Source organism: Gracilibacillus phocaeensis (assembly GCF_900626275.1).
In the GTDB taxonomy this organism is placed as follows: Bacteria; Bacillota; Bacilli; order Bacillales; family Amphibacillaceae; genus Gracilibacillus; species Gracilibacillus timonensis.
This window is the reverse complement of sequence record NZ_LR131145.1, coordinates 311108-332380: the sequence shown is the minus strand read 5'-3', so window position 1 is coordinate 332380 and position 21273 is coordinate 311108. Positions and strand designations below refer to the sequence as shown.

General features: G+C 39.4%; 21 protein-coding genes. 12 read left to right on the top strand and 9 right to left on the bottom strand.

Annotated elements, in window-relative coordinates:
* The first annotated feature begins 645 nt into the window (after positions 1 to 645).
* From E0E32_RS17740 to E0E32_RS17720, 5 genes are all read left to right on the top strand, one after another.
* Positions 646 to 1698, top strand: a complete 1053-nt coding sequence (locus E0E32_RS17740) for a siderophore ABC transporter substrate-binding protein (protein WP_130860343.1) — start codon at positions 646 to 648, stop codon at positions 1696 to 1698.
* 44 nt (positions 1699 to 1742) lie between these two features.
* A complete protein-coding gene (locus tag E0E32_RS17735; RefSeq protein WP_187374469.1) occupies positions 1743 to 2732 on the top strand; it encodes an ABC transporter permease in 990 nt (329 codons plus the stop codon).
* A gap of 34 nt (positions 2733 to 2766) precedes the next feature.
* Positions 2767 to 3792, top strand: coding sequence for an iron chelate uptake ABC transporter family permease subunit (locus tag E0E32_RS17730; RefSeq protein ID WP_066186633.1), 1026 nt, complete (start codon positions 2767 to 2769; stop codon positions 3790 to 3792).
* 369 nt (positions 3793 to 4161) lie between these two features.
* A complete protein-coding gene (locus E0E32_RS17725) occupies positions 4162 to 5118 on the top strand; it encodes an alpha/beta fold hydrolase (protein ID WP_165445069.1) in 957 nt (318 codons plus the stop codon).
* Positions 5119 to 5176: 58 nt separating this feature from the next.
* Positions 5177 to 5629 carry a GNAT family N-acetyltransferase gene (locus E0E32_RS17720; protein WP_130860341.1) on the top strand — a complete coding sequence of 151 codons (453 nt, stop codon included), beginning with the start codon at positions 5177 to 5179 and terminating at the stop codon, positions 5627 to 5629.
* Between the two features lie 55 nt (positions 5630 to 5684).
* Here E0E32_RS17720 and E0E32_RS17715 read toward each other — a convergent pair whose 3' ends face one another.
* From E0E32_RS17715 to E0E32_RS22365, 3 genes are all read right to left on the bottom strand, one after another.
* Entirely contained in the window at positions 5685 to 6179 is a 495-nt protein-coding gene (locus tag E0E32_RS17715) for a GNAT family N-acetyltransferase (RefSeq protein WP_130860340.1), read from the bottom strand.
* A 15-nt stretch (positions 6180 to 6194) separates the two neighbouring features.
* Positions 6195 to 6938 carry a class I SAM-dependent DNA methyltransferase gene (locus tag E0E32_RS17710; RefSeq protein WP_130860339.1) on the bottom strand — a complete coding sequence of 248 codons (744 nt, stop codon included), beginning with the start codon at positions 6936 to 6938 and terminating at the stop codon, positions 6195 to 6197.
* 141 nt (positions 6939 to 7079) lie between these two features.
* Positions 7080 to 7220, bottom strand: a complete 141-nt coding sequence (locus E0E32_RS22365; protein ID WP_165445068.1) for a hypothetical protein — start codon at positions 7218 to 7220, stop codon at positions 7080 to 7082.
* Between the two features lie 387 nt (positions 7221 to 7607).
* Here E0E32_RS22365 and E0E32_RS17705 point away from each other — a divergent pair, with 387 nt between their 5' ends.
* The 4 genes from E0E32_RS17705 to E0E32_RS17690 all read left to right on the top strand — a co-directional run bounded on the left by E0E32_RS17705 (position 7608) and on the right by E0E32_RS17690 (position 11149).
* Positions 7608 to 8216 carry an NADPH-dependent FMN reductase gene (locus E0E32_RS17705; protein WP_130860338.1) on the top strand — a complete coding sequence of 203 codons (609 nt, stop codon included), beginning with the start codon at positions 7608 to 7610 and terminating at the stop codon, positions 8214 to 8216.
* A 19-nt stretch (positions 8217 to 8235) separates the two neighbouring features.
* Positions 8236 to 9426: an NAD(P)H-dependent oxidoreductase gene (locus E0E32_RS17700; protein ID WP_066186552.1), complete on the top strand. Its 1191-nt coding sequence runs from the start codon at positions 8236 to 8238 to the stop codon at positions 9424 to 9426.
* Positions 9427 to 9481: 55 nt separating this feature from the next.
* Entirely contained in the window at positions 9482 to 10420 is a 939-nt protein-coding gene (locus tag E0E32_RS17695; protein WP_130860337.1) for an FAD:protein FMN transferase, read from the top strand.
* Positions 10421 to 10510: 90 nt separating this feature from the next.
* A complete protein-coding gene (locus tag E0E32_RS17690) occupies positions 10511 to 11149 on the top strand; it encodes a hypothetical protein (protein WP_130860336.1) in 639 nt (212 codons plus the stop codon).
* A gap of 120 nt (positions 11150 to 11269) precedes the next feature.
* On the opposite strand, the gene E0E32_RS17685 is transcribed toward E0E32_RS17690, so the two are convergent.
* The 3 genes from E0E32_RS17685 to E0E32_RS17675 form a co-directional block, all read right to left on the bottom strand.
* Positions 11270 to 11878, bottom strand: coding sequence for a flavodoxin (locus E0E32_RS17685; RefSeq protein ID WP_130860335.1), 609 nt, complete (start codon positions 11876 to 11878; stop codon positions 11270 to 11272).
* Positions 11879 to 12086: 208 nt separating this feature from the next.
* Complete coding sequence (locus E0E32_RS17680) at positions 12087 to 13661, bottom strand: BCCT family transporter (RefSeq protein WP_130860334.1); 1575 nt, start codon at positions 13659 to 13661, stop codon at positions 12087 to 12089.
* A 675-nt stretch (positions 13662 to 14336) separates the two neighbouring features.
* Complete coding sequence (locus tag E0E32_RS17675) at positions 14337 to 15908, bottom strand: BCCT family transporter (protein WP_130860333.1); 1572 nt, start codon at positions 15906 to 15908, stop codon at positions 14337 to 14339.
* A 196-nt stretch (positions 15909 to 16104) separates the two neighbouring features.
* Between E0E32_RS17675 and E0E32_RS17670 the strand changes: the two genes are divergently transcribed.
* Positions 16105 to 16989 (top strand): LysR family transcriptional regulator, encoded by an 885-nt coding sequence (locus E0E32_RS17670; protein ID WP_130860332.1) that lies wholly within the window; start codon positions 16105 to 16107, stop codon positions 16987 to 16989.
* A 170-nt stretch (positions 16990 to 17159) separates the two neighbouring features.
* Here the strand turns inward: E0E32_RS17670 and E0E32_RS17665 are convergent, their stop codons facing one another.
* Positions 17160 to 17546, bottom strand: coding sequence for a DUF2255 family protein (locus tag E0E32_RS17665; protein ID WP_130860331.1), 387 nt, complete (start codon positions 17544 to 17546; stop codon positions 17160 to 17162).
* Between the two features lie 370 nt (positions 17547 to 17916).
* On the opposite strand from E0E32_RS17665, the gene E0E32_RS17660 reads away from it, so the two are divergent.
* Complete coding sequence (locus E0E32_RS17660; RefSeq protein WP_066186630.1) at positions 17917 to 18408, top strand: CvpA family protein; 492 nt, start codon at positions 17917 to 17919, stop codon at positions 18406 to 18408.
* Positions 18409 to 18624: 216 nt separating this feature from the next.
* On the top strand, positions 18625 to 19185 hold the full coding sequence (locus E0E32_RS17655; RefSeq protein ID WP_130860330.1) for a hypothetical protein: 561 nt from the start codon (positions 18625 to 18627) through the stop codon (positions 19183 to 19185).
* A gap of 254 nt (positions 19186 to 19439) precedes the next feature.
* Here E0E32_RS17655 and E0E32_RS17650 read toward each other — a convergent pair whose 3' ends face one another.
* The gene (locus E0E32_RS17650) at positions 19440 to 19922 is read right to left on the bottom strand and encodes a hypothetical protein (RefSeq protein ID WP_130860329.1); all 483 of its coding nucleotides are present in this window, start codon (positions 19920 to 19922) and stop codon (positions 19440 to 19442) included.
* A 195-nt stretch (positions 19923 to 20117) separates the two neighbouring features.
* On the bottom strand, positions 20118 to 21137 hold the full coding sequence (locus E0E32_RS17645) for a DUF3231 family protein (RefSeq protein ID WP_130860328.1): 1020 nt from the start codon (positions 21135 to 21137) through the stop codon (positions 20118 to 20120).
* Positions 21138 to 21273: the final 136 nt, after the last annotated feature.

Genomic DNA, 21273 nt, shown 5'->3' with positions numbered 1-21273 from the left:
ATAAGGAGCAAGCATATTTTATCAACAAGGAAAGTATAAAACCCTTGGTATAATAGGACTTGGAATGATTTGACCTTGAACGAATAGTGGTACCGATAAGATGGATTATGTGAACGGTTTGTGTTTTCCTATGTGGTGAGTTTGACCTATTTTTCTCTGCTAGACAAGTCGCTCCGAGAATAGGTTACGCTTCCTAGCACATAAAAAACGTTCAACATGATCACTTGGAATAGCCTTTTACTTCACATAATCCATCTTATCGGCAGTCCGTATTCTCATCTCGGGTAGCATTAGAGGACTAGACGGATTTCCCCCTGTTTTATCTGACCGCAGTAACGGTCTGTTAGGTTCAACAAATTTTCAGTGATGATTCGTTTCTACAAGGGTGAACAGCAGTCATTTTGTATAAGTACCAAGATTAACAGTGAAAATGTACAAAATACAGTTGACAACTTTTATTAATTTGATATACTTTAAAATAGATTAATTGAGATTGATTATCAATATCAATTTGTTGTAGCTAGGCACTATAGTATATTAGGATTCATTATTTTACATCATGCGCTAAATATACGCAGATATTAAATAGATCACCTCAATAGTCTATTTGTCTATAAAATATACATAAAGAAAGAGGTAGGAGAAATGGAAAAAATACGTTTTTTTAAGTCCGCTTTTATAATTGCGTTATTTGCAATGTTTGTTTTGGTTTTGGCAGCTTGTGGCGATTCCAGTAATGAAGATGAGGGAAATGCTAGTCAAGATAATGATGCTGCTGAGACAGAAGAAACGGATGGTGCTTCTGAAGATGCAACGGTTGAAATTACAGATGCTCATGGAACAGTTACAGTCCCGGTTAATCCACAGAATGTGGTCGCTTTAGATAGTAGAGCTTTTGAAACACTATCTGATTGGGGGATTGAATTAGCTGCTGCCCCTAGAGATTTAATACCTGAAGATATACCATATTCCAGTGATGAATCGATTGAAAATATCGGAAATCACCGTGAACCTAATTTGGAGCTTATTGCAGCTGCAGATCCTGAGCTTGTCATTGTGGGCCAACGATTTGGTGGCTTTTACGAAGATATTAAAGAGATAGTACCAAATGCAGCGGTGATTGATCTAAACATTGACGTTTCTGAAGAAGCTACCACTCCTGGAGAAAATTTAGTAAATGGATTTAAGGATTCGACCACTTCTTTAGGAGACATTTTTGATAAAAAGGAAGAGGCGGAGCAATTGATAGCTGATTTTGATCAATCGATTGAGGATGCTAAGTCTGCATATAATGGAACAGATACCATCATGAGTGTAGTTGTTTCTGGTGGGGATATTAATTTTTCCGCTCCACAGTCCGGTCGTGTTTGGGGACCATTATATGATATCTTTGACTGGACGCCATCATTAGAAATTGACCAAGCTTCATCCGACCACCAAGGTGATGATATTTCGGTGGAAGCTATTGCAGAAACAGATCCTGACTGGATTTTCGTAATGGATCGTGACGCGGCTATCGCATCGGAAGAGGAAGCTTCACCTGCTCAAGATGTTATTGATAATGCGCCTGCTCTTCAAAACACAACGGCTGTTACGGAAGGACAATTAATTTACGCACCAGCAGACACCTATACCAATGAATCAATACAAACATTTACCAATTTATTTGAAGATATTGCAAATACTTTATCTGAGTAGTTTAGAGGAGTATAACTATAGTGCTTAAAAATACCATACAAAAAATGTTTGGGGCTGGGGATTCTCAGTCCCCACATTCTCATTATGAAAAAATATGGACGAAGCCTTTTATTTTAGCAATTATCGTTGTTATTATATTAGGTGTTATTTCCATGTCTATCGGGGTTTACGATATACGAGGTAAAGAAGATGGGATGGAAATGTTTTTCATCACTCGTATTCCAAGAACAGCTGCGCTAATGCTTACAGGAGCCGCAATGGCCATGTCTGGACTCGTCATGCAGCTTATTACACAGAATCGTTTAGTCGAACCTACGACTACAGGAACGATTGAATGGGCAGGTTTAGGCTTGCTTTTTGTTTATTTATTATTCCCCGCACCATCTTTAGTGCTAAGAATGACAGGAGCAATCATTTTTTCCTTTATAGGAACGATGGTTTTCTTTTTGTTTTTAAGAAGAGTGAAGCTTCGTTCTTCTTTAATTGTGCCGATTATAGGGATCATGCTAGGGGCGGTCATTTCTGCATTTTCCACTTTTATGGGACTTGTTTTTCAAATGTCGCAAAATGTGGAAACCTGGTTTGTCGGTTCATTTGCCTCGATTCAAGTTGGTAGATATGAATATTTATGGCTGATTGTTGTGGTTACTTTTCTTATTTTTATCTATGCTAATCGATTGACTTTAGCTGGACTAGGAGAAGATGTTACCACGAGCCTTGGGGTGAGTTATAATAAGATTATTCTTATTGGTACTGGCCTTATTGCTTTTGCCGTTGGAATTGTGGCAGCTGTGATTGGTAACTTACCATTTCTAGGTTTAATTGTTCCCAATATTGTTTCCATGTTTAGAGGCGATAATCTCAGGAGTAACCTGCCATGGGTATGTGTGTCTGGAATTGGGGCTTTGACTATTGCTGATATCATATCACGCACGGTTATCATGCCTTTCGAAGTGCCAGTCTCTTTGATACTTGGAACAGTTGGTGCGATCGTATTTATTGTTATTTTGTTAAGAAGAAGGAGGCTAGGATAACGAATTGGAATATACTAATAAAAAAAATGCAAAAATGGATTCTAGTCTCCTTAATACAGATAGAGCTGATAAAGCTTTTCGTTCTAAAAAGGAGGAAAGACGTTATTGGATATTATTGATAACAATGATTGGATTAGGTCTCCTTTCCTCGTATGGACTGTTAGTTTATAACAATCCCGTTCCAATAGATTCTCCTTCTTTTATACCAGTTGTGGAAAGAAGAATGATAGCTATTGTGTCCATGATTGTTGCTGCTGTTTGTCAGAGCTTGGCGACTGTTGCTTTCCAATCGGTTACGAATAACCGGGTGATAACTCCTTCGCTGTTAGGGTTTGAAGCACTGTATTCCACGATTCATACGAGTACGATGTTTTTCTTCGGTACCACTGTATTTATAGGTTATATGGGTGCTGGCTCCTTCTTATTGCAAGTGGCTGCCATGGTGGCGATGTGTTTGATCCTTTACGGATGGTTGCTTTCCGGGAAGTATGGAAATTTACAGCTGATGCTTTTGGTTGGTATCATTATTGGGACAGGGTTAAGGTCTTTGTCGACGTTTATGAGAAAATTACTTGCGCCTTCTGAATTTGACATTCTACAGGCGAAGTTGTTTGGTTCTGTCAATCATGCGGATGCGGAATATTTTCCAATTGCCATTCCTATCGTAATCATTGTGGCAATTCTTCTACTGGCTTATTCGAAGAGATTAAATGTATTATCGCTCGGGAAAGATATTGCTAGTTCTCTGGGAGTCAATCATCAATATAGTATCATTTATGTGCTTGTATTAGTTTCTATTTTGATGTCCGTCTCTACGGCGTTAGTTGGGCCGCTTACTTTCTTTGGCTTTTTGGTTGCAACATTGAGTTATCAGTTGGCACCAACTTATGATCACAGATATATTTTTCCTATGGCCCTTGCGACTGGATTTCTGATACTAACGGGTGCTTACTTTATTATGAATCATGTATTTAACGCTCAAGGTGTTGTGTCTGTTATTATTGAAATCGTTGGCGGGTTAACCTTTTTAATTATTATCTTAAAGAGAAAGACTTTGTAATTTTTATATCCTTCCATCTGTTAAAAGTCGTGCTGATGACTCTTAACAGATGGAAGGATTTTTTGTAAGTAGACTATAATAGGTGTTTGACTGGTTTTGACAGAGGTATTATCAGGAAATCATGTAAGCAAAGACTTGCTTGTCACATGTTTTTGTTGCATTGATAAGCTCAACTAATATAATACGGCTATAATAAGGGTTCATCACTTATCTCCAGCAAAAAAAATTATGGATTTAAACGAACTTTCATTTAAAATCATCCTATATTCCTTCATTTTGAAGCTTATCTGTTCTGGAGATACGGATTTATTTTGTGTTATACTTTGGTCATATGTTCATAGTTATAGCAAACGAAGGGGGGGTAACGGAATGAGCCAAGACCGTAAGACCGTTACGAAAGAATATGTATCTATCAATGGGTTGAAGCAAGGTTTAATTATTGAAACAATCGATGAGAATCTGCCGGTTTTGTTTGTCGTACATGGAGGACCGGGTTATCCATTATATCCGATCGCTCGCGCGAATAATGTTCTGTTCCATCGCCTGTTCACGGTTTGTTATTGGGATCAGCGCGGCACTGGCATGTCCTATACATCAGACAAAAACAGCTTAACCATTGATCAGCTGGTCCAGGATATTGTAGAAATCAGTCATTATTTGCTCGACAAGTTTTCCCAAGAAAAAGTCTATCTGATGGGACACTCTTGGGGTACGATTATTGGCAGCAAGGCCGCTAGTATTCAGCCAGACCTTTTTCAAGCCTATATTGGTGTGGGGCAAGTGGGATCACAAAGTGCTTCTGAGCAAGAAACCTATGAGGTTATTTCGGAAAAAGTCAAAGCGACAGGAGAAGAAAAAGCAATCGCTGAGATCAACAGTGTTGATTATAGCGACGCCTATTATAAAGATCGAAAATATTTTAGTATCGTTGATAAATACAGAGCCAAATTTGGAGGCGGTTTTTTACGGGAAGGATACCCGAATCGACAAGGGCTGAAGGATGTATTTGGTACACGACAGTATGCGTTCAAAGAAAGAATCAATGTGTTTCGCGGTATCGGAAATGCTTACCAAGCTTTTGGTGAAAAAATGGCCAAAACGGATTTGGCGACGGAAATCAAGGAGATAAATACCGATGTTTATATCCTTCAAGGCAGACATGATTATTTAACGACGCATGCTCAGGCGTTTCGTTTTTATGATCAGTTGAAAGCACCTAAGAAGAGATTCCATACGTTTGAACATTCCGCACATTCCCCTTTTATTGAAGAGCAGTCGGCATTTTTAGAGAAATTAGAGAACGAGGTATTGGCAGTCCGTACATAAATATTCCGCTACTTTCATGAATAAAAGTCAAAAATAGATGATAAAGGTTGGAAGCTAAATGAAGATAAGACCGTACCAGGAAAAGGATAAAGACCAGATCATCAACCTATCCTATCGCTTCACTGACATCCCATTAATGGAATATAGAAATCGAGAGGATTTGAAAGCAAAACAATTAGAGTTGGCGATGAATGCTGTGTCATCAAATAGTTCAGATATTTTTGTGGTGGAAGATCGCGATGTGTTCCAAGGGTACATTGAATTGACTAGCGATCGAGATTATTTCACAAATGAAAGGATAGCATACATCTCAGCGATTGCTGTCACAAGTGGAGGTGAAGGGAAAGGTATCGGGAAATTGCTAATGGCTAAAGCAGAAGAATGGTGTCTGGATAAAGGATGTAAGCAGCTCGCCTTAGATGTATTTAAAGCAAATAAGCATGCCATTTCATTCTACAAACGATTAGGATTTGCAGAAGAAATCGTGAAGATGGTTAAAACACTGGAATAGAGCAGTATTTTCCTTGATGATCCTGACGTGATATTTTGGTCAGGATCACCATTCTTTACACCATCTTCTCTAAGTGCACCGTTTCTAATTCTCCTTCTTCCTCTAACAAAAGTGAGAATCCTTTCTTTTTCCAAAAAGTCAGTCCACCTGGTAAAAAGCGATGGGTGTGCAAATACATGATGGAATAATGGCTTTGTCTGCAAAATGCCAGCGCTTGTTGAAACAGGAGACTGCCAATTCCTTGCTGCCTCCGATCTGATTTAACATAACACTTGATGATTTCACAGGCATTTTTGTCATCATAACGACTGCCGAGTGCTGTGATTCTACCGTCATATGGCCTTATCGCAATCGTACCAACTACTTCTAGATCAGAAAAAGCAGCTATCATAGCTGTGTTGGAAGGTGTAAGGAATAAGGCCTCCATCTCTGTTACATCACGTTTGGAGGCAGCGGTTAATGGAAAAGGATAGACTTCCTCCATTGTTCGCTGTATAAATGTGGATACAGCTTTGCTATCATTTGGTTGTACTTCACGAATTTCCAACATAAAAACCTCCTGAATCTAAGCTTTCTCTGCAATAAAGGTAACTATTGAGCCGTTTTTCGCTTTGCCGTAATCTATTTCATCATCAACGCTGTTGAATCCAGCATTTTCTAACAACATTTTTAACTCATTTAATCCATACCAAAAAAGGGTGAAGTGAGAGATCTCCGTTTGCTGGATAGCTCCTTGATCCAGCAATTCATATTTGTGGATATAGGAAACATGTTGTTCGATCCAATTTATGTCTTCACTTATACTTGTGAATAAGATGCCGGAATTTTTTGTCAAAGCATAGCTGTTTATCTCTGTTTCATTCGCTTTGAAATCTGTTGGAAGCGAGATATCAAAAATGAATTGCCCTCCTTTTTTCAGAGAATGATAGAGATTTTGGAGAAGCAGCTCTATTTGATCTTTAGGTAGAAGACAAAAACTTCCAGTTGGCATAATAATGGTATCATACGTTTGCGGAAGGGAAAGCTGCATTAAATCTTGCTGATAGAGATTGGTATCTACTTGATGCGTCTGCATGTTTTTCTTACATTGATCCAGCATGTCGAAAGAGAGATCCACACCATCAATGGCTATTCCTTTTTTTAAAAAAGGAATCAGCATTCTCCCTGTACCAACTCCTGCCTCTAATATAGGGCCCTGGCGATCGGTTAGTTTTTGCTCATAGTATTCGATATCGCCATCAATGGAATGCCCAATGGGTTTGGTATGTTCGTATAGTTTTGTGCTTAATTCCCCGTATTCTTTAAACATGGTGATCCCTCTCTTATAAACTAGTTATCTGTTTAGTTTAACACGCCAGTCCATCTCCGTCACATGTTCTTTTAGAAAATAATAGTAAATGTGGGAGTGCAAGTGCGGACACAATGAAAAGAGCAGTTTGATAAATGTTTCTTATCGTGCGTGTTCAAAAATGCCGATAAATAGGACCTCGTTGGCTAAAACCTCAGGCGTCCTGGGACTGCGATTACTCGCCCCACCGAACCCATTTGTTGCAACGCCGACACTAGTACGTCCTGTACGTCGAAAGTTCAAGGCGGCGCAGTCTCCCGGTACCGGAACGTATGCTTTTCATACGTGAGGAACGGACTCACGCAGGATGTGTTGACCTCTACGTTGCCTACAGGACGTGGGCGGTCTTAGCAGAAGTTCCTATATCGCCAACGCAGAAATTCGCTGCGTCATTTTTGTTGGTCTTTTTGAACATCCTCTTATCGTGAATAAATAATGTAGTGGAATCATACTAATATTTCTAAAAAATAGTTTTATCCGACACCTTTTTTGGGAATAAGAGCTAATAATAGCACAATGACAATAGACCCATCTGTCAAACGCTAGATTTGTATTTTTGAAGAATACAAATTATAATGTAATTGTGATGTTATTCACAATATTTCTCCAAAAAAGAAAGGAGTAATCAAATTGAAGAATTTCTTAGCAATACTAGGAACGAACTCCGACCATTCCACGAATCGTCTCTTACTGCAGTTTATGCAGCGACATTTTGTCGAACAAGCGAACATTGAAATTTTTGAAATTAAAAACATCCCTGCTTTTAATAAGCCGGAAGTGAAACAAGCACCTCATGAAGTACAAAAATTGACAGATAAAATGAGGGAAGCAGATGGGGTGATTATCAGTTCACCAGAATATAACCATTCTGTACCAGCTATATTAAAAAGTACGTTAGAATGGGTGTCCTACACGAATCAAGCACTAGTTGATAAACCAGTCATGCTGACAGGTGCTTCTTATGGGAAATTAGGTTCCTCTCGGGCACAAAGTCATTTGCGTCAAATCCTTGATTCACCAGAATTGAAAGCGCGTATTATGCCTAGTTCTGAATTCTTAATAGGTTATTCGTTACAGGCCTTTGATGATAATGGCCAGTTAAAAGATCAAGCTAAAATAGAAGAACTCGAGCAAATCTTTAAGGACTTTATCCAATTTGTAGAGATTACCAATCAATTAGTCAATGCGAGTGATTCGCATCAGAAGAAAGCGACAAACTTCTCTTGGGAGACTCATTAATTACTAGGAGGTATTACAGATGAAACTCGTTGGAATCGTTGGATCAAATGCTGAATTTTCTTATAATCGTTTATTATTACAGTTTATCGCAAAACATTTCAAAAAATTAGTGGATGTAGAAGTGTTAGATATTAAAGATGTTCCTATGTTTAATCAATCGGATGACCAAACAGACAGTGAAGTGATTCAACTTTTAAATAGTAAAATTGTTGAAGCAGATGGTGTTATTATTGCTACGCCAGAATACAATCACTCTATTCCATCCGCACTACAAAGTGTCTTGGAATGGTTGTCGTTTAACATACACCCACTTGACGGGAAGCCGGTCATGATTGTCGGTGCTTCTTATGATGTGCAAGGATCTTCCCGGTCTCAATTGCATTTGCGACAAGTATTAGATGCACCTGGCATTAATGCGGTAGTCATGCCGGGTAATGAGTTTCTATTAGGTGAAGTACAACAAGCCTTTGATGAGGACAATAATTTAAAGGATCAGCAAACGACGCAATTTTTAGAAAGCTGTCTGAAGCAATTTATTCGTTTTATCAATGTGGTTAATGTCTTGCAATCACCTGACGGCATGAAAGATGTATCGGATACGGAGGATTTATACGCGACTGGATCCATTGACACCACCATTGAAGGGGTCGACAAGTCAGCTGACGACTGGGTGGAACAGGCTTCTGACAAAACCCAAGCCGTAGAAGGAGATACTTACGTGAAACTCGATCGAGGTATTTTAACCGTTGATCAGATCAATCACTTTTTAAACTCGATGCCGGCAGAATTAACATATGCTGACAGTAACAATCAATTCTTATATTATAACCGCAAGTTTGGTGCGGAAGATATGTTGGCTCCTCGAAGACCGGAACAAGTAGGCAGCCCGTTAGCAGAATGTCACCCGGAAAGAGTATATAGCGGCGTTTCTTGGGTGATTCAACAATTGCGTAATGGAAAAGAGGATGTCGTACGTACCCATGTGCCGACACATGGACCAGATAAGTTTGTTGTCCATAGTTATCAAGCGATACGTGATCAAGGGGATCAATATATTGGTATTAATGAGTATGTACAGGATATTCAACCGATCATTGATTGGTATTTAGAGCAAACTGGCCAACAGCTAACCGGTGGCGGTGTCGATGCCGTTTCAGGAGCGACCACGAAGGTAGATACCGTTTCAGGGGCAACGGTTAAGGATAGTTAAGCAAAAAGAGGTCGGTATGGCCTCTTTTTTCGTAAACATTGTTAAGAGAAGGGGAATGCCTGTGAAAACGCGTGAGGTACATATGATGGGAACAGTTATCCAAGTATCGGTTCAGCATGACTATGCGGATTTTGTACTGGATGAAGTGATTCTTCGCTTAAAAGAATACGAACAGCGATTCAGTGCGAATGATTCTCGTTCAGAATTGATGGAAGTGAACAAGAATGCTGGCATAAGACCGGTCCACGTGAATCCAAGTTTATATGAACTAATCAAAATCGGAAAGAAACATAGTATGGCAACGGACAGTTTTTTAAACATTGCGATTGGTCCCCTTGTTCAGGCGTGGCGGATTGGATTTGAGGATGCCACTGTACCTTCATCGACAACCATTCAATCTTTACTTAGCAGTACCGATGCGGCAGAGATAATACTGGATGATCAGGAGCAGACCGTATTTTTAAAGGATCGTGCGATGTTTATCGATTTAGGAGCAGTAGCCAAAGGATTTATTGCCGATCTTATGGTAGATGATTTACAATCGATGGGAGTATCAGAGGCGCTAATTAATTTAGGTGGGAATGTGATGACCTATGGCACATCTCCCAAACAGGCTGATGGTTATTGGCGTATAGGCATTCAACACCCTTTTCTACCACGTGGGAATTATATCACTGTTTTAAAGGCATTTAACCAATCCATTGTGACCTCCGGTATTTATGAAAGAAGTTTTACAAGGGATAACAGGACCTATCATCATATTCTGAACCCACAAACAGGTTATCCGATAGAATCAGAAATTGCGGGATTAACGATTGTATCCCAAAAATCGGTTGATGGTGAAATATGGACTAGCCGTTTATTCGGGAAATCATCTCGTCAAGTCATGGAGACGATAGAGCCATTAGAAGGTATCGAAGGTCTTGTTGTGACTAAGGATAGGGAGGTGTGGTGTTCAGAATCACTTAAGCCTTATATAAGTGCACCCATCTAAATGATTAAAAAATACCATTGCCAGACAACTCAAAATCTGTGTATGATAATAGCAACCTCTCTACATAAGAGATAAAAAAAGGAGAAGACCATGATAGCAGATGAAATCCTTTCTAGTTTGTTGGTGGTTGGAGGCGTCGTCGGCCTCTTTATCATTATTTTTATTTTGAGCAAAATACCCGGGGCAGGTCTCATCGCACGTCTGATTCGGGGCTTGTTCTTGATTGTATGGCGTATTGTCCTGCTTGCTCTTACCTTTTTCATGTTTTTTATGATTGGCTATATGGTGATCGTATTCTTTACCTTCAACGGAAGTGAAGAGGGGATCCTATACCAAGGGGAGTCGATTAACTTTTTGATCGGTGATGATGCGAAACACGCAGCATACTTCATTATGGTGTACGCAGGATTTTCCCTAGTCTGTCTGTATGTGCTTGCCTTTATATTGGCAATCGTACGAAAAGGAGCGCGTATCGTTGGAAGGTTTCGTGATGAGGCGATTTTGGTTATCATGTTACTTTTGGTGTATACGGTTTTCCCAACGATCGTAGAGACAATCTTGCCGGATTTTGAGGTGGGTCGTTATGGAACTTACGCGCTTGGCGTCTTACCTATTACGATGTACATTCAAGGGCGAATAAGCAAAGTAAGAAAACGAAATGGACGCGGGCGTTATCGGTCTCGCAAGGATGAATTTTATCGGGATTTAGGTGAAAAAAGTTCGTTTTAGGAACTGCGGATTGAACACATGTAAAAACCATATCGGATAATCGTAAGAAAATAGCTTCCTTGTCTAGCATGAAAAAAACATGTGACAAGCCATCGATTTGGCTATGTCACATGTTTTTTATTAAAATTCCATATTTTCAATCCATTGCGAGACCTCTTCTTCTATATCATCTCTCGGACTGTTTGCCATGGATAGTTCTTCCGTGATGGTCGCTTCAGGGAGCAGCTCTCTTAGGTCACTTTGTGGATCTTCTATCGGCTGGCTTCCACTAGTGAAAAATGGGATAATATTCTTATCTGCCAGTTCTGTATCCATCAACCATTTTTGCACGGCTTGGGAAATATATCCATGCCAAGTGGGGGAGCCTACAAAAATCGTGTCATACTCCTCTATATTTAAATCTAAATCTTGTAATTCAGGAAATTCTCCCGCTTCTTGTTGCTCTCTTACTAAACCAGCAACTTCACTATAAGCACGTGGATAAGGTTCAACGGGTTCCAATTTTTCTAAGTCGGCTTCTGTTTGTACTTGGATTTCCTCGGCTACCTCTTCGGTATTTTCTGTTAGGGAGTAGTAGACGATCGCTGCGTTGGTTATTTCCGTGTCTGAATTTGCGTTTTCATTCGTATCATTTGGGGCATTTTCGTCAGCTTCTTCGGTATTATCAGGTTGACTGCCACAGGCTGCTAAAAGCAACAGTAAAAATAAAGCTACAATAACTTTCTTCATTCATCATCGCCCTTCCTTTTTTTTATTATCATTATCGTACGATTTAAAGTGGACTTTAAGTCAAGCAAAATGTGATTTCATTTACGAATGAATTCTAACAAAGAAGCAAGTCCTCCAAATAAAAGTCAACCTATCTTCTAAGTTATCTTTTGAAAAAGCATATGCCTTCTCTCGTGTACGATCTTGAACTTCATCAGAAAACAGATAATTAGGATTGCTCATCCTCTGTGTTTTCTGATTTTTTCATGTATTCCTTCAATCTTTGTTTATTCGGTTTAAGGGTGTATCCTAAATATTTCCTTTCTTTGTTGGCATCCTTATAGAAGGCGATCATCATCAATAAGACAACCAGACTAAATGGCAGTGCGGAAATAATCGCAGCAGATTGTAAGGCATCTAATCCGGTTTCTCCACCGGATAAGAGTAACACAAAAGCAATGGCTGACAACGAGATACCCCAGACGATTTTGACGAAATTTTTAGGATGCAAGGTTCCAAAAGCCGTTTGCATACCTAATACAAAGGTGGCAGAATCGGCTGACGTAACAAAGAAGGACGATACCAATACCAAAGCGGTAATTGTTAATAGGATACTTAAAGGTAGTTCATTGAAAATACCAAATAACTGTGTTTCAGGTGGCATGTCAAATATTTGTGAGGCATTTTGTCCTGTCTCAATTCCTGTTAAACCAAAGGTGCTAAACCAAAGAAAGCTTACAAAGGTTGGTACAAACAATACCGCGAGGACGAACTCGCGGATGGATCGGCCGCGTGAAACCCTTGCAATAAATACTCCGACAAAAGGGCTCCAACTCATCCACCAACCCCAATAGTATAATGTCCAATCCTGCATCCATTCCTGTTTTTGTTCACTTAACGGCGCCGGGTCCAGACTATTAAATATTAATTGGTTCAAATAGTCGCCAGCAGCACTTGGGATCATATTGAGTATCAGCAATGTAGGCCCAAGAATTAACACAGTGATAAACAATAAGCCAGCAAGTATCAGATTCAGATTACTCAAATATTGAATTCCTTTACTTAGACCTGTCCAAGCGCTGATTAAGAATAATATCGTGGCAATAGCAATGATGATTCCTTGGGTAAATATATTGTTTGGAATCTCAAAGAGGTAGTGTAAACCCCCGTTAATTTGCAGCGCCCCCACACCCAAAGAAACAGCTACACCAATAATGGTGGCAAATACCGCTAATACGTCCACGATATTGCCAAGTGGCCCGTCTACTCTATCCCCGAAAATAGGTCGTAGTGTTTTCGACATTAAACCGCGCTCGTCTTTTCTAAACTGAGTATAGGCTAAGGCTAATGCAACCGTACCGTACACCGCCCAAGGATGGAAACCATAGTGCAGAAAGGTAGAGCGCATGGATTCTGCTAAGGCTGCTTTTGTTTCCGGATCGGCAGTAGGGGGAGCTACGTAATGAGAAATAGGCTCTGATGAACCATAGAAAACTAAACCAATCCCCATTCCTGCGCTAAACAACATCGTTAGCCATGATATCGTATGGAATTCTGGTTTGTCGTTTGGTTTCCCTAATTTGAGTTTACCGATAGGGCTGAAGCACAAAAAAATACAAAAGAATAAGATGAGGGTAAATATCACCATATAATACCAACCAAATACCTCAGTGATCCATGTACCGATGGCACCAGAAATGTCGCCAAATGAATCAGGGAAAATGGCACCCAATAGCACTAATATACCAACAATAATAGCTGCATAAGTAAATACACTAGAAAAGTTCTTGTTCGTTCGCTTCATGAAAATCATCCTCCTTACTGCTATTTGAATCAATTTTTTTTTCGCAGTTTGCAGCATAAGCTATATAAAAAAGTTGCGTGTGTACATTGTTCGATGGAATAGCACTGTAATAACTTGTTTTTTGTAAGGTAGTTGATTATAGAGATTACTCCATCCGCCCAGCCTCGATTTCAAGATTCCTGAAGAACAAAGAAAGGGGGCTAACCATCAGTAGAACCTTCGTGTCTGAAAGTTTCACTTGATACGCACTATGGTAAAAGGCTGCATATATCTGTTTTCTTGGATTTATTCTCCCCAACGTTCTATAGATTTCATACATTATTTTTTAAATAGGGATGTGGTAAGTAGATCTGTCAATGAATCTAGACGAATGCAATTCTTTTCATAGGCTGGTTGCATGAGGTTCATCAAAAATTTCACTTCCATTCAAAGTTAGAAATCTTACGAAAAAAAACGGGAACTATTGTACAAATGATAGATCTTGTTTCTGTATTGTTAGGTTTTTGAGGGCTGATTCAGGAAAGAAAACAATGAAGGGTGTCGGAAATTTCCCGGGAAATAATGAATATGACGAATGAACGAGGCGGATGTCGAAAAGTAAGTAAAATCTATAATAAAAGCCTCATTTCTCTTTTTTAAAGAGGAATGAGGCTTTTGGTTTATGATGAAGGAATTTTACTGATTTTCCTCGAAGTCGCCTACTTTTTTCTTGTATTCTTCCATCCGTTTTTTATTCGGCGTTAAGGTATAGCCTAAATATTTTCTTTCTTTGTTCGCATCTTTGTAAAAGGCTATCGTCATTAATAAGACGATGACACTAAACGGTAATGCGGAAATAATCGCAGCAGATTGTAAGGCATCTAAGCCAGTTTCTCCACCGGATAAAAGTAACACAAAGGCAATGGCTGATAGAGATAAACCCCAGACGACTTTGACAAAATTCTTAGGATGTAGGGTTCCAAAGGCAGTCTGCATTCCCAACACAAAGGTGGCGGAGTCGGCTGACGTAACAAAGAAGGACGATATCAACACCAAAGCAATAATAGCTAGTATGATACTTAACGGCAATTCATTGAAAATGCCAAATAATTGTGTTTCTGGTGGCAACTCAAATATTTGCGATGCGCTTTGTCCTGCTTCAATACCTGTTAAACCAAATGCACTAAACCATAAGAAACTCACAATGCTAGGCACGAATAAAACGGCCATAATAAATTCTCGGATAGACCGGCCACGCGAAACTCTGGCAATAAAGATGCCGACAAACGGACTCCAGCTCATCCACCAGCCCCAATAGTATATGGTCCAGTCCTGCATCCAATCATGTTTTTGTTCATTTAATGGCGATGGATCGAGACTGTTATATAGTAAGTGAGATAGGTAGTCACCTGTTGCACTTGGTATCATGTTAAGTATCAATAAGGTTGGCCCTAGAATCAATATCGCAATAAATAACAGGCCAGCTAAGATCATATTCAAGTTACTTAAGTATTGAATCCCTTTACTCAGGCCACTCCAAGCACTTATTAAGAATAGTACCGTTACAATGGCGATGATGATTCCCTGTACCAAGGTGTTATTTGGAACATTGAAAAGATAGTTTAAACCGCCATTAATCTGCATGGCTCCTACACCTAAGGAAACAGCTACCCCGATGATGGTGGCAAATACCGCTAGTACATCGACCACATTTCCGATCGGTCCATCTACTCTATCACCTAAAATCGGCCGCAGTGTTTTCGAGATTAAACCGAGCTCTCCTTTTCTAAATTGTGCATAGGCTAATGCTAGTGCGACAATGCCATATACTGCCCAAGGGTGGAATCCATAATGAAGAAAGGTGGAGCGCATGGATTCGGCTAAGGCGGCTGTTGTTTCTGGATCGGCAGTAGGGGGAGCTAAGTAATGTGAAATGGGCTCCGATGAACCATAGAAGACCAAGCCAATCCCCATACCGGCGCTAAACAGCATAGTCAGCCAGGATATCGTGTTGAATTCTGGTTTTTCGGTAGGCTTACCCAGTCTGAGCTTACCAATTGGACTGAAGCATAAGAAGATACAAAAGAATAAGATAAGCGTGAATATCACCATGTAGTACCATCCGAATACTTCTGAAACCCAATCACCAATCGCACCAGAGATGTCACCAAATTTACTCGGGAAAACAGCGCCCAATATTACTAATACGCCAACGACGATCGCTGCATAAGTAAATACACTAGAAAAATTCTTGTTTTTTTGCTTCATGAATTGATTTATCCTCCTTGATCTGTTTGAACAAACATGTTTTTTATTTTACCATAATTAAATAGTGATTCAAGCAAGAGTTATAAAGTAGTTTACTTCAACGGTTTGATATTAGTCACTATACTTTACATTTGGAAATAATTATAATGAAGTAATAGAGCGATATACCATTATGCTAAGGGACGAGGGGATAGACTTGGAATTAAGAATATTGCGGTATTTCTTAGTGATTGCAGAAGAAGGGAGTATTTCAAGGGCTTCAGAGGTGCTTCATACCACGCAGCCTACTTTAAGTCGGCAAATAAAAGAACTGGAAGAAGAGCTCGGTGCCGGTTTATTTATTCGTGAAAAAAGAAAAATGGTGTTAACTAAGGCTGGCATGTACTTAAAAGATCGTGCGCAGGAAATCCTGTCTTTATCTGATAAAACCACACAGGAATTTTTTAATCAGCGCAAACAACTATTCAGTGGGCATATTTCGATTGGTTGTGTGGAAGCGGATAACTCAGATACACTGTCGATGATCTTGGAAGAGTTTATCGCGGATTATCCCGAGGTAACCTTTAGTATTTTTAGTGGGACTGGTGAAGATATTATCGATAAGTTGGATGGAGGGTTGTTGGATGTTGGTGTATTATTAAAACCAATCTCAACGGAAAAGTATGAATATGTTTCCTTCCCTATGCATGAAAAATGGGGAGTTTTATTAGAAACAAGCTCTTTTTTAGCTCAAAAAAACGACCTTGAACCAAAAGATTTAAAAGGAGTACCATTATTGGCCCCTGTACGTAAAGATGTGCAAAAAATGTTCGCTAATTGGATGGAGCAGGAAGTGAATGGCTTGACGATAACCGGAGACTATAATCTGATTTTTAATGTGTTCTCTTTAGTAGAAAATAAGGTAGCCTCTGCACTGACTATTGAAGGGGCAATTGCTCATCGTCAGACCGAAAATTTACGATTTATTCCGTTGCATCCTCCGCTAGAAACACAATGTGTCTTTGCTTGGCGCAAAAATATAATGTTTTCTCCTGTTGTACAAGAATTGATTAAAAGGATGAATGATGCCTTTCGAGCATGATTTCTTTATCAGATAAAGATACAAACTTTACTATGTTGGGATTGGCACCGATTGTACCTTGAACGAACCGGAATACCGATCAGACCTATCATGTGAAGTTGTCGGTCCATCTACTTTGAGTGAGCAGTATGGACCGAACAGGCTTCAACCTAGGTTATCACTAGATCATCTTATGCATCTCTTGGTAAAACGCGTACAGTCGCACTAATTGGTCCTTCAGCTATCATAGGAGCCAGATAAGGACTGGAGCCGTACTTCTCTTTATAGGCATTATCAATTTTTTCCGTTAAGTCAGGGTCTGCATCGATTGGCTGAAATGTCACATCAAATTCTTGACCAGCTAATTGAATCTTTCCTGCTTGCTGTTCCACTGCCGATTGATACCATCTCGAACGCTTGCCGTTGTATGCTCTGACATATAGATGGTTATCAGAGACTACAGACCAGATCCAAGTTGGCGTTCCAGGTGTTTTTCCATCACTATAGAATGGTGAGATATAGAAGTCATCTACTTTGGCAAATTGATCAAGTTGTGCTTGTGTCCAGTTTGGTTGCATTTGTTTCTACCTCCTATTTGTGTGAAATGTAATAGTTATCAGAACGTTTAACGCCATGATATTTTCATTTTACATCCTAAAGTCGACTTTAAGTCAAGGGAACTGTTTTTTATAGTATATCGGACAGTGAGGAGCAAAGTGCTTATTTGTCCAAGCAAACAAGTAGCAACAGCTATCTAAATTTTCCCAGGCTATTGATTTAGCTACAGCGTACTCTTTTTTTTCGAAAGATGATATAATGATGGTGTGTTCCAGAATCACACACCTCGTTTGTGTATTTTTGAGGGAATAACAGGAAGTTTCATGATGAAATTCGTTTGAACATAAAGAAATGATCAACCATAGAAAAGGACGAAAGGAAGAGCATGAGATGTTACTTACCATCATTATTCTACTTATTTTAGTCGGAGGGTTCTTGATTGGATTAAGGAATGGCTTAGTGAATCAGATTGTCCGCTTAACCGGAATAATTGTAGCACTGGCCGTCGCTTATTTTTTCTTTAGAGATCTTGCTCCCTACCTAGAGTGGATTCCTTCTCCTGGCTCAGAGGGGAGCAATATAGCAAGTATTTTTTATCGATCGATTGCGTTTATCATTTTGTTTATCGGTACCAGGATTTTGTGGAATATTCTTGGTTCAACGCTTGATTATTTGGCAAATTTACCTTTCTTAAGCATCGTGAACCGCTGGCTCGGTGGGGCATTTGGTTTTGTTAAGGTTTATTTGATTGTATTTCTGTTTTTAAACCTGGTTGCCTTTGTTCCCAATGTAGCTGTGCAACAAGCCGTTTCTGATTCGAGCTTAGCACAGACGATGGTTCAGCATACGCCGATTCTGTCTGAAAAAATAGAGCAGTGGTGACGGCACTAAAAGAGAATGATGAATCTTTTTGATAAAATGGATCGTTATTCTATAGCGATAGTGATTATACTATACTTCGGAACCCTTAACATAGCTAGTGTTTTTGGGTTTTTTCTGATGCCTGTACATATTTGGTTGTGAAACATTTGATATTGTATTGGTCATCCTTATTTTTTATGTTATAGTAATGGCTGATTTAAAAGGAAGGAAAGGATCATGAAAAAAGTATTTTATGTTATCCTGTTAGCCATTTGTTTTGTTCTTATTTTAAGTGGTTGTGGTCAGTCGGACGATGAAAGTTCGAGAGCAGCGACAGATGAATCAAATGAAGCTGACCAAAGAGATAATGAATCGCAGAACGAATCGGAAGAAGAGGATGATGTAGACAACGAACAAACATCTTCCGAAGATAACACCAGTAACGAAAGTGAAATGGATAACAATGATGAAACCTCTTCTCATTCATCAGAATCAAAAGATACTACATCAACCAATGAATTCGCTGATGAAAATGAGAATTCAGGTAATCAGGATGATATCAAAATAGCGAACATGGATGAGGCTATTTCCCATCTTAAAGAAGAATTAGATCGTGCAGATGAATTAACTGTGGATGATACAGAATTCATTCCGGATGATTCTACCGATCAGACAGATGGTAACGAAACTGTTTATACCATATCTTTAGTTTCTAAATCCATGAGAGAAAATGGTGGATCGGGTACTGTAGGTACATATAATGTATACGAAAACGGGGAGTATGAACTCGCCTATTAATTTGCAGGTGCATTTTAAAGGAAGGGTTTCCGAAAACTGCTCGTAAACAGCAATTGCCTCGTTAATCTGCTATCTTTTGTCGAAGTAGTTGTTCATTAGAGTGGACATAGCAACATCAGTCTTCTTGGCGTTGTACAGGCTTGGTCAGGGCTTTTCACCGAACAAATGCAGTAAGAGCTGAGCTGAAAGAGCGCTTTTGAAGATGGAAGAATCCATTCTGTTAGTTATTTTGCTATAACAGAATGGGTTCTTTTTCAACTTTCGGCATAAATTTTTAGCAAGACCCATCTTAAAAGTCCGCCGACGGCTAAACCAATTGGTAAAAATAAGATAGGTAGCCAAATCGATCCTACCAAATGACCGAAAATGGTAAATGTAGGTGAAAAAATTAAGCCAACCGTTACAAAATAAGCAGAGAAGGCAAGTGGCAGATAGGCAAAAGGTTTTTCTCCACCACCTGCATGCTTATAAGCATCCCAAATAGCATAAAAGTACAAACAAGGATAAAACATCAGCCACAAATAATTGGTTTCTGCGATAGCTTCTTCCGCTTTAAAGTGGAAGCTCAACATAAGAATGGTATTTAGATTACCCTTGACATTAATTAGTATTTCCAATCCTATCAGCAGAATACCTTTTATATAATGATGATGTAATAATTGGGCAAACCCAGGTAATGCTATGCTCCACAGGACTGCTTCGAGCTTTTCGCTTTTTTTCGATATGTTTGTCCCCATAGACTTCCCTACTTCGATGATGATTTCTGATATATTGCTTTTGAGAGTGATTTCATCGATTGGATGGGAGCGATGAAAACAGCAAAGACTTCCCCGATAAGCTTGACCATCAAAGAAGATTCCACTGAATGGGGGTGTGTGGAGATGTTATGAAACGGCAATGAGTCATTTCTCGAGAATACTGTGCCCATTTTTTTACCCCTTTCCCTTTTGTTTTGCTAACTTTTCCCGATCTTTAATGCCAGGTGGCTGTTCAAACCAATGATGATCAATCATGATATCCGCACCGCTTTTCGCAAGTTCAGCAACCTCTAATGAGAGGCGCTGGTAATTCATTTGTAAATCTGCACGCTGACTGGCCGCTGCGGCGGTGCTATAGTTACCTACTCCTGCTGACATCATCAAGGACATATGAAACATCATTAATGCATCGGAAAAAGTTTGTGTGGTGGAATCACTGACACCTACATCAGGTACTTGTGGAGCTCCGACATCATCTTTTAACATTTCATTCACAAATATTTTTATATGCTTTTGGGCCATGTTTTTACTTTTAATCATAAAATTCTGTACGTCCTTGGAAGGTGAAGTTTGAGCAAAGGCCAGGCACAGTTTTGAACCAATTTCATTTGTCTGAATGTTGGTATATAAATGTGCGATTTCAACGGCGTTTATCGGGCGTTTCTCACTAAATGGATTGAACCCATTGAAATACTTTTTGCTGTTAACATAGTCTATTTCTTTAGGGGGCTCAATATAAGGTTGTCTCGAGTTCACCCCTTTTTCCAGGGCGGTTTGGGTTGCTTGGTTATAAAGCATGATTGTTTCCTGAAGCCCCTGTGTGAAATGATCTCGTATCTCCTTTTTAATACTCATAGAGACAAAGCCGCTATAAACGGACATTCCAATTCTCGCCATGTGTGTGACGTAGGTTAAGCAAAAGACGTCGGTAAAAAGCCATGGTGCCTGCATATTAATGTCCTGTTCAGAGAATCCATTTGGGGTTGCGTAATTCTCCTCTTCAAAAACTTGTTGTAATTGTTCGATACGATGAACGGCAATATCATAGGATTGCTGGATAAGTGGTTTTATCTCGGGATCATTGACATGTTTTAGCATGAAACGCAAGACGGATCTCGTCATCGAATCATTCATATATCCGACCCAGACAGAAGCAATTTCAGCGGCGGTTAGATGTACATTTTTTTTGTTCAAGTGGATACCCCTTTCATGGATTGACTATAGCATTAGATTTTACAACGAATTTGTTTTTATACATAAATTGTCCCTGTTTGGAGAAAGTAGGGGGAGTAACTATTGTAAAGGTTGTTCATATCTTTTTGAAAAACGC

Coding starts and splice junctions, on each gene's coding strand:
- E0E32_RS17730 (WP_066186633.1), top strand. CDS start 2,767: ATGGATTCTAGTCTCCTTAATACAGATAGAGCTGATAAAGCTTTTCGT.
- E0E32_RS17655 (WP_130860330.1), top strand. CDS start 18,625: ATGAAAAAAGTATTTTATGTTATCCTGTTAGCCATTTGTTTTGTTCTT.
- E0E32_RS17665 (WP_130860331.1), bottom strand. CDS start 17,546: ATGCAACCAAACTGGACACAAGCACAACTTGATCAATTTGCCAAAGTA.
- E0E32_RS17720 (WP_130860341.1), top strand. CDS start 5,177: ATGAAGATAAGACCGTACCAGGAAAAGGATAAAGACCAGATCATCAAC.
- E0E32_RS17650 (WP_130860329.1), bottom strand. CDS start 19,922: ATGGGGACAAACATATCGAAAAAAAGCGAAAAGCTCGAAGCAGTCCTG.
- E0E32_RS17700 (WP_066186552.1), top strand. CDS start 8,236: ATGAAACTCGTTGGAATCGTTGGATCAAATGCTGAATTTTCTTATAAT.
- E0E32_RS17690 (WP_130860336.1), top strand. CDS start 10,511: ATGATAGCAGATGAAATCCTTTCTAGTTTGTTGGTGGTTGGAGGCGTC.
- E0E32_RS17725 (WP_165445069.1), top strand. CDS start 4,162: ATGAGCCAAGACCGTAAGACCGTTACGAAAGAATATGTATCTATCAAT.
- E0E32_RS17675 (WP_130860333.1), bottom strand. CDS start 15,908: ATGAAGCAAAAAAACAAGAATTTTTCTAGTGTATTTACTTATGCAGCG.
- E0E32_RS17680 (WP_130860334.1), bottom strand. CDS start 13,661: ATGAAGCGAACGAACAAGAACTTTTCTAGTGTATTTACTTATGCAGCT.
- E0E32_RS17660 (WP_066186630.1), top strand. CDS start 17,917: ATGTTACTTACCATCATTATTCTACTTATTTTAGTCGGAGGGTTCTTG.
- E0E32_RS17710 (WP_130860339.1), bottom strand. CDS start 6,938: ATGTTTAAAGAATACGGGGAATTAAGCACAAAACTATACGAACATACC.
- E0E32_RS17715 (WP_130860340.1), bottom strand. CDS start 6,179: ATGTTGGAAATTCGTGAAGTACAACCAAATGATAGCAAAGCTGTATCC.
- E0E32_RS17695 (WP_130860337.1), top strand. CDS start 9,482: ATGCCTGTGAAAACGCGTGAGGTACATATGATGGGAACAGTTATCCAA.
- E0E32_RS17740 (WP_130860343.1), top strand. CDS start 646: ATGGAAAAAATACGTTTTTTTAAGTCCGCTTTTATAATTGCGTTATTT.
- E0E32_RS17735 (WP_187374469.1), top strand. CDS start 1,743: ATGTTTGGGGCTGGGGATTCTCAGTCCCCACATTCTCATTATGAAAAA.
- E0E32_RS17685 (WP_130860335.1), bottom strand. CDS start 11,878: ATGAAGAAAGTTATTGTAGCTTTATTTTTACTGTTGCTTTTAGCAGCC.